Annotated in this window: 10 protein-coding genes; 7 read left to right on the forward strand and 3 right to left on the reverse strand. The window is 43.2% G+C overall.

All coding sequences use genetic code 11. The features are described 5' to 3' along the window. The first annotated feature begins 2 nt into the window (after nt 1–2). From AC27EZ_RS17460 to AC27EZ_RS17485, 6 genes are all read left to right on the forward strand, one after another. A complete protein-coding gene (locus tag AC27EZ_RS17460) occupies nt 3–1,205 on the forward strand; it encodes an ABC transporter substrate-binding protein (RefSeq protein WP_487136549.1) in 1,203 nt (400 codons plus the stop codon). Beyond that, the gene (locus AC27EZ_RS17465; RefSeq protein ID WP_487136550.1) at nt 1,205–2,959 is read left to right on the forward strand and encodes an ABC transporter permease; all 1,755 of its coding nucleotides are present in this window, start codon (nt 1,205–1,207) and stop codon (nt 2,957–2,959) included. Before AC27EZ_RS17460 ends, AC27EZ_RS17465 begins: the two co-directional genes overlap by 1 nt. Beyond that, the gene (locus tag AC27EZ_RS17470) at nt 2,949–3,581 is read left to right on the forward strand and encodes an ATP-binding cassette domain-containing protein (protein ID WP_487136551.1); all 633 of its coding nucleotides are present in this window, start codon (nt 2,949–2,951) and stop codon (nt 3,579–3,581) included. Before AC27EZ_RS17465 ends, AC27EZ_RS17470 begins: the two co-directional genes overlap by 11 nt. Next, complete coding sequence (locus AC27EZ_RS17475) at nt 3,575–4,195, forward strand: CDP-alcohol phosphatidyltransferase family protein (protein ID WP_487136552.1); 621 nt, start codon at nt 3,575–3,577, stop codon at nt 4,193–4,195. Before AC27EZ_RS17470 ends, AC27EZ_RS17475 begins: the two co-directional genes overlap by 7 nt. 23 nt (nt 4,196–4,218) lie before the next feature. Continuing rightward, nucleotides 4,219–5,019 carry a sterol desaturase family protein gene (locus tag AC27EZ_RS17480; protein WP_487136553.1) on the forward strand — a complete coding sequence of 267 codons (801 nt, stop codon included), beginning with the start codon at nt 4,219–4,221 and terminating at the stop codon, nt 5,017–5,019. Nucleotides 5,020–5,144: 125 nt separating this feature from the next. Continuing rightward, entirely contained in the window at nt 5,145–6,608 is a 1,464-nt protein-coding gene (locus AC27EZ_RS17485) for a sensor domain-containing diguanylate cyclase (RefSeq protein WP_487136554.1), read from the forward strand. Between the two features lie 71 nt (nt 6,609–6,679). Here the strand turns inward: AC27EZ_RS17485 and AC27EZ_RS17490 are convergent, their stop codons facing one another. The 3 genes from AC27EZ_RS17490 to AC27EZ_RS17500 form a co-directional block, all read right to left on the reverse strand. After that, on the reverse strand, nt 6,680–8,338 hold the full coding sequence (locus tag AC27EZ_RS17490; RefSeq protein ID WP_487136555.1) for an alpha/beta fold hydrolase: 1,659 nt from the start codon (nt 8,336–8,338) through the stop codon (nt 6,680–6,682). Between the two features lie 315 nt (nt 8,339–8,653). Then, nucleotides 8,654–9,772, reverse strand: a complete 1,119-nt coding sequence (locus AC27EZ_RS17495) for a helix-turn-helix domain-containing protein (RefSeq protein ID WP_487136556.1) — start codon at nt 9,770–9,772, stop codon at nt 8,654–8,656. Between the two features lie 184 nt (nt 9,773–9,956). After that, nucleotides 9,957–10,772 carry a putative porin gene (locus AC27EZ_RS17500; protein WP_487136557.1) on the reverse strand — a complete coding sequence of 272 codons (816 nt, stop codon included), beginning with the start codon at nt 10,770–10,772 and terminating at the stop codon, nt 9,957–9,959. A gap of 743 nt (nt 10,773–11,515) precedes the next feature. Here AC27EZ_RS17500 and AC27EZ_RS17505 point away from each other — a divergent pair. Then, complete coding sequence (locus AC27EZ_RS17505) at nt 11,516–12,217, forward strand: hypothetical protein (RefSeq protein WP_487136558.1); 702 nt, start codon at nt 11,516–11,518, stop codon at nt 12,215–12,217. Nucleotides 12,218–12,286 lie beyond the last annotated feature (69 nt).

Genomic DNA, 12,286 nt, shown 5'->3' on the forward strand with positions numbered 1-12,286 from the left:
TGATGAGTAAGAAGTGGCTTCTCCCTAGTAAATATGCCGTCGTAATGACCTTGGTGGTAAGCGCTTTGTTAGTAGGCGGGAAAAGCCACGCTGACACGGTACGTTTTCATGCGTGGGGGGGAAGTGCCCAAGTAAATGGTTACCTGCAGTGGGTCGCCAACCAACTTAGTGAACAAGGCATTACGTTACAACATGTCAAGCTTGCCGATACCAGTGATGCGGTGTCGCGGGTGCTGGCTGAAAAGGCGGCGGGGAATACGAATAGTGGTAGTGTCGACCTCATCTGGATAAACGGTGAGAACTTCGCTGCCATGAAAAAACATGGGCTATTACGACCAAACTGGGTGCCTAATGTACCTAACTTTGCGTTGACAAACCCCGCCCATAACCCCGCGATGCAGACAGATTTTGGCGAGCCCACACAAGGCATGGAGGCGCCTTGGGGTAAGGCCTCTATGGTGTTTTACTATAGAAAAAATCACTTGAATGAACATCATATTACGCCTCCCACCACTGTTACCTCATTGTTATCGTTTGCGAAGGCAATGCCAGGACGGTTTACCTATCCGCTTCCAAGCGACTATTTGGGAATTAGTTTCTTGAAATACGCGGCAGTGGCGCTTAATCAGAGTGATCGTGATGTATTTTATAAACCGGTGTCTACAGACGCATTAAACCTGATTACGCCGTCGTTATGGGCATACCTCGACACACTGCACCCGCTAATGTGGCGCAGAGGCGAATATATGGTTCGTCAAGCTTCTCAGCTACAGCGTTTGGTTGGTAATGGAGAGCTTTCTTTGAGTTTTTCCTTTACCGCTGCTGAAATACCCAGCGCTGTAGAGCGATTTGATTTGCCGGTTGATATACGTACCTATGCCATGCAGGACGGAAGCCTTGCCAACGTTCATTTTATTGGTATCGCGTTCAACACGCCTCATTTTGATGCGGCGAAGCAGGTAGTTGATTTTATGTTATCACCCCGTGCACAAGCTCAGAAAAAGACATTGACCGTGTGGGGAGATGACACCGTATTAGACATGACGGTGCTTACGGATGAGCAACAGGCGCTATTTACTCAAAACCAAATACACCCTTCTGCTATTGCGCCAGATTCAACAGGCCCCCTTATTGCAGAGCCGCACAGCAGTTGGTCCGATGCATTGCGACAAGCTTGGTTTGCGCGTTACGGAGCCCGTTACTAGTGGATACTTTTTCATTTAGCACGGTAACCCGTATAGCAAAGTGGTGCCTCGTGCTTATGCTAAGCGCTCCTGTCATCGCCGGGACGTTGGGGGCTGTGTTTCCTGCACTAGGCTATTTTCCAGCTATTGGCGAATCACAATTTGGTTGGCATATTTTTGTTAGTCTTTTTGAGATACCTTCGTTATCAACAATGGTTTTGCTCTCTTTATTTACTGGGCTATTGTCTACGTTGTTGGCAGTGGGCGGTGCGCTGGTTTTACTAGCCCGCTTTTATCGCTCTTCATGGTTACAGTCGATTCAAAAGTTATTGAGTCCGTTTTTAGTTTTACCTCATGCAGCGGCTGCAATGGCGCTTCTATTTATAGCAAGTCCTTCGGGTATGTTGTCCCGCGTTTTTACATCGCTGTTTTCAAACGACGCCATACCAAGTGCGGGCTGGTGGTTTCCTTATGACAGCGCAGGTCTCTGCGTTATATTGGCCTTGATTTTAAAAGAGCTGCCTTTTATTTTGCTTATGGCATTGAGTGTGCTGGCGCAGCCACAAACGGCACGCACCACAACGGGGTATTATCGGATTGGGGCCGCACTAGGTTATTCGCGTACTGCGATATTTTTTAAGCTCATTGTGCCTCATGTATACCCTCAAGTGAGGCTTCCTATTTTAGCGGTTTTAGTTTTTGCAACGTCAAGCGTTGAGATCCCAATGTTACTTGGCCCCAATAGCCCTAACACGTTGGCGGTAGCAGTATTGTATTGGTTTAATCATATTGATTTGTCGATGCGAATGATTGGCAGTGCGGCTGCATTATTGCAGGTAGTGGTGTCGATGGTTGCAGTCGGTGCCTATATCGTGATTGAACATGCGGTGGCATGGTATGCGCGGCGTCAGCGACAGTCGGGGCGAAGACATAGCGCCGACACCGTTGTTAACGGTGCAGGATATGTCATCGTCGCACTGTATAGCGTCTTGTTTGTTGGAGTTATGGTTAGTGTTGTTATGTGGTCTGTAGCGCAGCATTGGGCGTTTCCCAAGATTGTACCAGATGGCGTAACGTTGCTTCATTGGCAGACCGCCATTGCCTCAGTTAGTGCGCCACTGACGAATACGCTCCTGCTTGGGGTTGCAGTGGGTCTTTCTTCTATCACGCTTGTGCTGTTAACACTAGAGTCGTTAAGTAATGCTCGTGGCAATCGGTCGAGCATCGATAAAGCCCTGCCTTTTACGCTATTTTTACCGTTACTTATCCCCGGCGTTGCATTTCTTTATGGGTTAGTTTGGCTTCAGCAAATGCTTACCGGTAATGCTATTTGGCTGAATACCTTCATTGCCCATATGGTTTATGTGCTGCCTTATGTGTATATATCGTTAGCAATAGCCTATAAAAAGTTTGATGTGCGATATGTGAAGGTGGCACTTAGTTTAGGCAAAACTCCAGCAGAAGTGTTTTTTAAGGTTAAGTTGCCCCTTATGTTTTCACCTATTGCAGTAGCGTTTGCGTTAGCCTTGGCGATAAGTTTTAGCCAGTATTTACCTACCATTTTGCCAAGTGGTGGTGCACTTCCGACATTAACCACCGAAGCAGTAGCATCGGTATCGGGTAGCAGCGAACGGCTTTCTGCGGTTTATGTGTTTTTGCTTGCCGGGTTACCGTTGCCTGTATTTGCACTTGCATGGTACTTGCCAAGAATACTCTTCACACCTCGACAAAAACCAATACTTTCCCGTAACAAAGGGGACAAACATGGCGCTTAAGCTAGACAACGTCACAATTAAACGCTCTGATAGAACGCTGTTGTCTATCAACGCAACCGTTAATAATGGTGAAGTATTATGCATAATGGGCCCCAGTGGTTCGGGGAAGTCAACGTTACTTAATGCCATTTCAGGCCAATTAAGCGCGCCCTTTACCCTTCACGGTCGACTGTCCCTTGATACATGCTTAATAACGGATACACCCGCGCATGAACGAGGTGTTGGTGTGATGTTTCAAGACGCATTGTTGTTTGATCACATGACAGTAGGACAAAACATTGTTTTTGCTATGCCAGAAGGTATGAGCGCAAAAGAAAAGAAACACACCATGATGGACATGCTGTCAGCGGTAGGGCTGGATGGCTTAGAAAATAGAGCGCCAAGTGCGTTGTCTGGTGGTCAGCAAGCGAGAGTATCGTTGCTGCGTACCCTTGCAGCACAGCCCAAAGTGGTATTGCTTGATGAGCCGTTTAGTCAGTTAGACACCCACTTACGCGCGCAAATACGTACGTGGACCTTTGAACAGCTCTCGTCGCGCCATATTCCGTCTATCTTAGTGACGCATGATAAAGATGATGCAATGGCGGCTGGTGGCCAAATAGTCGAGTTATCATCATGTTAGATGCAAAAATTACTCCGTTCATTAAACCCGTTTTACGCCCGATAATAAGAACGTTAGATGGCATGAATGTGAGCCCGAATCACGTTACCGTAGTCGGCTTTTTAGTGGGGCTAATAGCGGTTCCGTTCATTATCATGGGATATTGGCACAGTGCGTTGCTATGCATTATCTTGAACCGCATTTTCGATGGTATTGATGGTGAATTGGCTCGATATCAGCGAAGCAGCACGAGTGCAGGGGGCTTTTTAGATATTTGCCTCGACTTTTTGTTCTATGCATCGGTACCTTTAGCATTTGGTTTGGCGAACCCTACCGAGTGGGGCGCACCTGCTTTGATATTACTCGCGGCCTTTATCGGAACAGGCAGTAGTTTTCTAGCGTTTGCTATCGCTGCTGAAAAATTCAATATTGATAGGCCGCAATTCGCAAATAAAAGCTTTTACTACATGCACGGTTTAACAGAAGGTACAGAAACTATTTTGGTGTTCATCGCATTCTGCCTGTGGCCTCAGCACTTTTCAGTAATGGCATACCTTTTCGCGGCAGCATGCGCATTAACCATAGTAACTCGCGTGGTAGGTGGGTTTCTTACGTTAAAACGTGTGGAGTCTTAACAAAATCACTCTAGGGTAATGATATGGAAGCAGTAAGCACTATCCGCATCACGGCATTTCTGGCGATATTCGTATTAATGGCGTTATGGGAGGCGTACTGGCCTGCCCGAGGTGCGTCGATATCGCGTATTGAGCGTTGGCGCGCTAACCTGTGTTTAGTGATCATTGGCGCGGGTGTCTCTCGCGTATTATTGCCCGCCAGTTTGTTGGGTGTATCGTTGTGGGCGGCCGAAAATCAAATAGGGTTGTTTCACTCATTCACGCTACCGTCTTGGTTAGCTATTGTTATTGGCGTACTAATTCTTGATATCGTTATCTATTGGCAGCACCGACTGTTTCATCGAATTCCGTTGTTATGGCGAGTGCATAAAATGCACCATGCTGATAGTCATGTCGATACCACCACAGGCTTACGTTTTCATCCAATCGAGATAGCTATTAGTTTATTGGTCAAGGCCAGTGTAGTAATTGCATTAGGTGCACCCGTAGTGGCAATCGTAATTTTTGAAGTTGCGCTTAATGGTTTTTCACTGTTTAACCATGCGAACATCAGGTTGCCACAAAAATGGGACAATAGGCTTGCGTTTTTTGTTGTAACTCAACGGTTGCATCGTATTCATCATAGCCAGCGCATGAGTGAGTCTAATAGCAACTTTGGATTCAGTGTAACGTGGTGGGACAAACTATTTGGAAGTTACAAATCTCAGGCAAAAGAGAGTGATGAAGTACTGCCAATTGGCCTTAAATCTTATCCTCCAACCTCGAATAATGCCTCACTAACAACGCTGCTAAAAATGCCTTTCGATAGTGCGGACAAATCCTAGCCCATATCGATAAGAAAGATTTTATTGAAAGGCGGGAAAACAGACTATCTATCATACATTTAAAATAGCGTTTTCATGAAAAGGTGCTACGCTCTAACTAGTTGCGGTATTTTTTTGGTATAAATTTGTTTGTAGCAGACGTCATTTCAGTCTTACGTCATGTTCCCTCGTGTCTTTTAGTTAGGCGAGAGCAAGACAATGAATGTTTTTCAAGCCATGGTTTTAATAGTCAGTTCGGCCTGCCTGAGAGTGTTGACAGTGTAAGTCACGACCTGTGCTTTTTTAGTTCAAATGGAAAAAAACAACTTACGGGCAGCGCTCACCCTTTAGAGGGTGAAAATTGCGATGATGTTGGGCAATGGTTATGTATTCAAGTTAAGGGAGTACAAACCCGTTGTTTTATCAAAAGCAACGCCATTAAATGTTCTGATGGGGGCGTTGTTGTATATGATGTGCAATGTGAAGCCTTAGAGGCATCTCATATAGATTCTCCACTTAGCCGCCACTTTACCTTTTCACAGTTACTAGCAACACTTTCCTCAAAGCTCATTAATGTTAAATCAGATGGCATCGATCCTATTATCGATAGAAGCCTTGCGGCATTTGGAGAGTTCTGTGGTGTTCACCGCTGTTATTTGTTCGCATTTTCTGATGATAGGAAGCATGCCTCAAATACACATGAGTGGGTGGCAACGGGTGTTACACCTTATAAAGATGAACTACAAAACATGCCATTAAGTCATATTTCGTTTCTTATGAAAATATTGAGACACGAGAATGTATTTAAGGTTAATGATGTAGCGTTACTACCCGAAGAGGCAGAAAAAGAGCGTGAGGAGTTTGAGCGTGAACATATCGCGTCGATACTATGCATCCCTGTTTTCGTAAACGGAGATATGTTTGGCTTCGTAGGCTGCGACATAATTGGTAAGCCGTATGCGTGGCAAGATTACGATATCACTTACTTAAAGTACATAAGTGAGATGCTAGGTAACACAATAGAAAATGAGAATAACCGATTAGCATTAAATAATGCACAGCAAGCACTTATCGAAGCAAATAAGAAATTAGAGCGGTTGGCCAATATGGATGGCTTAACCGGTATTGCCAATCGACGCTTGTTTGACAGCACCCTTGAACGCGATTTGGCGCGGTATCAGAAGGCTAACAAACCACTCAGTTTACTTTTACTGGATGTTGACTTCTTTAAAGGTTACAACGACACCTATGGTCATGTTGCAGGTGATGAAGTGTTAATTAGTATTGCCGAGACACTAACAAAGAGTTGCACAGGGCCTGATGACTTTGTTTCAAGATTTGGGGGAGAAGAGTTTGCGGTTATTCTACCATCAACCGAGGAAAGCATTGCTGTAAGGGTCGCGCAGCGTATTGTAAATAATGTGATTAACCTTAATATTGACCATGAATGGTCTCCGTTTAACCAAAAACTTACGGTTAGCATTGGTGTCGCTTCGCTCAGTGTGCAGCCCTGTCCAGAGGCGGTTAGTTTTATTGAGCAGGCAGACACCGCGTTGTACCTTGCTAAATCGCAAGGAAGAAACTGTGTAAGCGTTGTGAAGGCGAGCTGAATTCTCTCGCCACTGCTCTAAGCGCGTTGATTTACTTCCTTTGCTCTTTTTTAATTGATTCTTTCCGCTCTTCACTCCATAGCAATCATAGCCTTTATCTGTGATGCAATAAGTTCAGGGCTTCGCTTGTGTATATTATGGGATACAGTATCAATTATTCGATGCTTGTGCTGCTCACTACCTTGTACTAGCTTAGCATGTAGAGCCAACCACACAGGCTTACCCTGTTCGGTCTCATTAATAGAAAATGGCTCAGAGCTGGCGTTACCCGCAGAAAACACAACGGTTGGAATATCCGCGGGAATGCCTTGCACCGTATCTGAAGCTCGCTCCATGTGCTCAACGATAATAGAGTATTGCGCGCCTAAGTGGGCTGGCAGATACGACAAAATCATCTCGTCCTCTTTGTGCACAAGTGCGGCATCGACCTTAAGAAAGTGCTTGCGTTGTGCTTGAGTAGCCGGCTCAATCATTATCATACCGCTTAGTTCATCTGGATGTGTTTGAGCATATCGAGCTGCAATCATGCCACTGTATGAATGTGTCACATACAGAATAGGCACATCAATTTCTAGCCTATCCAAAAGGCCTCGTAGATCAGCCAGGTGTTCTTCAACTGTTCTTACCCCTTTATCCTCATTGACGGGATTAAGTTCAGAGCGCGAGTAAGTAATAGTACGAATATTCATAGGAAGTCGGTTGATGACTGACTGCCATACCGTGCTTTTGGTGCCAAACCCAGCGTCAAAAACCACGACCTGCTGGCCCATACCCGTGTCTTCATATTCTAATTCAACACCATTTATATTCAGCCTTATTGTGCTTGAGAGAACACCTGATTTGCGAAAAATCACATCGGCATCTTCCATTATCAATAATTGTTGAATAGCATTTTCTTTGTTAGCACTACTATCGTAGAAATGCTCTGCAATTTGACTGCCAATCCAATAGCCCATGTCTGCGGGCTGCCCGCTTGCTGATGGCTTATACAGCCAAGACGCGTAGTGTTTATCATGTTGGTTGGCGACGAAACTGCGCCATACTGATAATGCATGAGTTTCTCCCCAGACATTACGAGGATGTTGTAGCATTGATTGCTTATTTAGATACAACGAAGAAATAAAATCTGCGGTTCCTTCAATAAGCGACATTTCAAGTAAATTGAAGGAAAAGCTGGTTCGTTGTGTTAATTGATACTGTGCTACATGTACCATTTCATGGGCAATATATTCGAGTAGAACGGCTTTGGCATGTTCTACATCTCGCGTTTGCTGACACAAAGTTTCGAAGGCAAGAATGATCCCATTTGGTGTAGCCGTCGCTGCCACGTTATTTGCACCAAACACAATGGAAATAAACTGTGCAGGTTTTGTATTGGTACCGTGTGCTATTTTAGATACCATGTCTATCGCATCCGATTTAATCGCCTTGACCGCAGGAAGACACACACGGATTGCGCGTTCGTAGTGCTCAGATGCACGATTGATTGATTCGCTCATCTTTTGAGATGATTGGATGTTACCCATAATATATTTAACGCCAAGACCTGCTTTCTCGATATAGTTTTCTTGCAACGTATCAGCGCTAATAAACTGATTTTTATCAAACAATAGAGCAAACCGATCGGCGTCGCTGGTATCCAAAGTTGTGGCTTGTGCTATTTGGCAGCAACACAGTATTGAGACCAACATGACAATTAGATTAGAAAGACTAGCGGGATTGTTCCCCATATTTATTCCTCGTGGTTGAATGCTGCGACATTAGCCAATTTGTCTTTTGAAATGACATGCTAAACAAGCGCATACTAATAAAGCGTTAAGCTTACTGGAACGGGAAGATATAACGTCCAAACTGATAAGTTAGGACGTAAAAGATGGAACTTCTAAGCGTGAGCATTCATTGAAAAGTGAATAAATTTGACCATTACCCAATAGGTATCCTAGAAAACAAGGTTTATTTTTTTTGGGAGTGATTTGCTTGCCCTCATAATTGCTGAACGCTCAACAATCGAAACATCATACTCTCCCATTCGCATTTTTGGTGCGTTAAAGGGGAGGGGTCACCAAAGATTTATATTGTGTTGGTGTTTTGCCAGTAAGCTTTTTAAACACCGCATTGAAGGCACTTTTTGAAGAAAAACCACTATCCATTGCCAAATCTAACAGTTTAGAACTAGGATTTTCTTTTAGCTGCTTACAAAACCATTGGACCCTAAAGTTATTGACATACTGATGGAAATTTTGACCGGATACTGCGTTGATAGCTTCAGACACGCAGTGTTTACCCAACCCCAGTTGATCACTCAACGACGTAAGACTTAATTTGCTATCAAGATACGGTTGCTGTTCGCGCATGAAAACATCGATTGATTGAAAAACTTCTGCCAATGTCTCGTCCAGTAGAGCAGAGCTATCGTCTTTCTTTTCGCCATTATGACTTTCATCCGGTATTTTTTGCCCATGAGTTACACTAAAAAAATGAGGCTCTTTCCAGTGCAATAACCCTAAAAAGCACAAAAATAAGGTAAAGAAGATATCACTGGCTAATGCGAGGAAATAAACGCCGCTGTATAATGCTGACAAAATCTCTAACAACCACAGGATGAGATTTACACCAATAATAACGGTAAGCCCTTGAAAAACAGCTGGTTGAAAATTGGATAACTCGGACTCAGTTTGCTGTTTATAGCGAACTATAAGCCTGAAGCTTTTAGCAAAATAATAGAATGCCTGACCATATAGAAACACCATAGCTATTTGATGTTGTATATCGAACTCAACACCTCTATTACGAAAATCAGCCAATTGAACTTCTGACATAAACGCATAGTCCGCGTTTAGCAACAAACACACGACTAAGGGGATGAATTTTATAATATCCCGCTTCAAAAGTGCGGTTCTTCTTATTGATAGTGAGAGATATAAATACATCAATGCACCAAATGAAGCCGGAAGCCAAAGGGCAATGATGTGAAAAGCACTCAAAAAACTAGCGGGAGCGTTAATGAAGATAAGGGGGCTAACAGCGTATATGGACCATGCCAAAAGCCATATTACCAGTACTTTACCGGCTGGATTGAGTTTGCCAGAGAAAAACAAGACGACACTCAGTAACAGCGCATTAAATGCACCTATTGCATGAAAATATTGAAGCAAAACCCCCACAATTCCCACCTCTCTAAAGCAACGCTAGACGCAGCACCTGCAGGCTCATTATCAACACTACTTCAATAGAACAACAGCACCGCTCAAGCCCTCGAGTTGTTACTTTAAGCTGTCTCACCTATATGGATGAAGTATAAAAAAAGGGCCTGTTAGAAATAAGGCCCTTGCTCACTTAAGTAGCGTATTAGAATCTAAACGTTCCTAACAACGTAGCCGAGCCCAACTGATTCTCGTCGGTATCATAACCTAAGCCAAATTCGATAGATGAATGCGGGTTGAACCAGTAGTGCGTACCTAATTCAATAACGTTGTCAGAGCCTACTACTTCATTGCTTTCGTGAATGTAGGTCACTCCCACGCTCCAATCAGGACGGAAGAAATAATCTGTATCTAGCTCAACAGAGAACTCACCATCAAACTGTGTTGCTTTCAATTTGGTATCCCACCCCGGAGAAAACTTACCAGAACGTTGTCCAAAGCTCGTATATCTTGCAAATGCACTGTAGCTGAATTCTGAATCAGAACGCTTTTCGCTAACGCCAGCATTGATGGAACTGAAAAGCTCTTCATTAAGGTTAAAATACTCAACGCCAATGCCATATTCCCAATTTTGATTCGCGAAGGTAGACACTTCTACAGCATAGCGATTTAACGTTTCGTCAAAGAATCTACTATCGTTGGTTACACGCCCATAGCGACCTCGAATAACTAACGCGTCTGAGTAAAACCACTCACCTCGTACATTCATACTGTCGATATTATCAATACCAAAATAATCAACAGAAACATTGTTCGTTCTTTGAAGATAAGGGCTAATCGACCAAGGTTGCTGGTCAATGTTCACTGATTCGAAATAGTAGCGGTAGCTCGCTCCAATAAAATTGTCGTCGGCATCACGTACATCAGAAAACCCTAACGCAACTTCATGCTGAATATCTGTTGGTTGGGCAAAAACAGGAAGGGTTGAAATAGCGAGTAAACACGCGCTTAAGCGTAACATTAGGCAATATCCTTATTTTTTATGAGCATCCAAAAATGCTTTTTTAGTAGGGCGGTGAAATTAAATTAAAACGTCGTGTAGTGCAATACCTGAAAGCACATCGACATATTTTGTGACAATTAGTAAGGCCAATTAGTCCAGCACGCATATTGAATTATTAAACAGGCACAACACGACGATATCAAAACTGTACCGCAGTACACTTTCTCTAAGTTAGTTTGCTATTCACACTGTTACAGGAGTAAACCAACGTTAAAAAGTCCTGATGCCTAAGGCCAGAAAGTCGCAAATTAGTTTATTAGATACACCATATTATCACTGTGCTTTTCGCTGATATTGGCGAAAACGGCCACTTCCTGTTAAAACAGGTGGCGGGTAATTTTTCTGCCGATGATGAATTAAATTCGGCGTTACACTAGGGAAATTACTATTATCTGCAAGCGTTGAATCGTTGTAAGGCGATTTAAGAAAAAAGCGTTAATTAATCCTACTCAATCCGTGCATTTAGCACTGGTTGTACGATACCTACTTAGTTTAACTAGCGTTGATTAAAAGAGCTCTATCAACGCTGAGAGGCTATTAGTGCCAGTAGTTGCCGTTCACGCGCTGGCATTGAAATAGCAGCGGTTTTCTCGTGTAGCGGACACTGGGGAACAACGGAGTTTGTAAGCAAAAATAGCATTATTGTTTAATCATAAAATTTTGATTACACTTGTAATCAACTTCGCCGTCAGAGTTCATGAATGAAAATCTTAAAACATACTTTGGTTTTCTTCGTGCTTTTATTATCGGGGTGTGCGAGCAAAACTACCGTTCATGTTTATGCAAAATACCTAGATAACACTCAAAGAGACGAAATTAGCAACGCTTTTGATTCGTCTCAAAGATATCGCGTTCAACTGAATGAATTCGACTTTCCCGCGAGTGTTACCGAAAATACTCTTCTCTACTCATTAATTTTACTTGAACCTGAAGCTATTGATATAGCCTCTTACATATCAGCTACTGCCGGCTTCACAATACAGCGAATTGAAGGTTTGAGTAAAGGAAATCATTGGTATACAAAAAATTCAATGGCTCTATTTCTATTGCCCAAAAACAAAGACGATAAACGAATGTTTTTCCAACAAGATTTAGTGAACGAATACAAGGCTAAAGACTGCGGTGAAGCTACTTCTTTATATCTTAATAAGGATGGCTCTTTCACTCTTGAAATGGCTACAAAAAGCACGGGCACTGACATGGTTATTGGTGTGTGGAAATATAGGCAGTACCCTTTTTTAGAATTGAAAAAGAAAGGAGTTACTTATGCAGACTATTATTTTGAAATAAAGCGGTTTAGGGACGCTGACAAAGTAAGTGAAATAGATTTTATGGAGCTGGTGTCTTTAAATGCGGGGAGCTTGCCCGAGAACTGCTCCTTTTTAATTGGAACAAGAATTTGACTGCTGACTGTTATCAAACTCTGCTGTTTGTCTTTTGATTCCCGTCAAGGCTCGCTGTTGGACAGCTAT

The sequence above is a fragment of the Alteromonas sp. 4NH20-0056 genome (assembly GCF_057539655.1).

Excerpts from the sequence above, each read along its gene's own strand:
- AC27EZ_RS17505 (WP_487136558.1), top strand. The coding sequence starts at position 11,516 with ATGAAAATCTTAAAACATACTTTGGTTTTCTTCGTGCTTTTATTATCG.
- AC27EZ_RS17500 (WP_487136557.1), bottom strand. The coding sequence starts at position 10,772 with ATGTTACGCTTAAGCGCGTGTTTACTCGCTATTTCAACCCTTCCTGTT.
- AC27EZ_RS17470 (WP_487136551.1), top strand. The coding sequence starts at position 2,949 with ATGGCGCTTAAGCTAGACAACGTCACAATTAAACGCTCTGATAGAACG.
- AC27EZ_RS17490 (WP_487136555.1), bottom strand. The coding sequence starts at position 8,338 with ATGGGGAACAATCCCGCTAGTCTTTCTAATCTAATTGTCATGTTGGTC.
- AC27EZ_RS17475 (WP_487136552.1), top strand. The coding sequence starts at position 3,575 with ATGTTAGATGCAAAAATTACTCCGTTCATTAAACCCGTTTTACGCCCG.
- AC27EZ_RS17460 (WP_487136549.1), top strand. The coding sequence starts at position 3 with ATGAGTAAGAAGTGGCTTCTCCCTAGTAAATATGCCGTCGTAATGACC.
- AC27EZ_RS17480 (WP_487136553.1), top strand. The coding sequence starts at position 4,219 with ATGGAAGCAGTAAGCACTATCCGCATCACGGCATTTCTGGCGATATTC.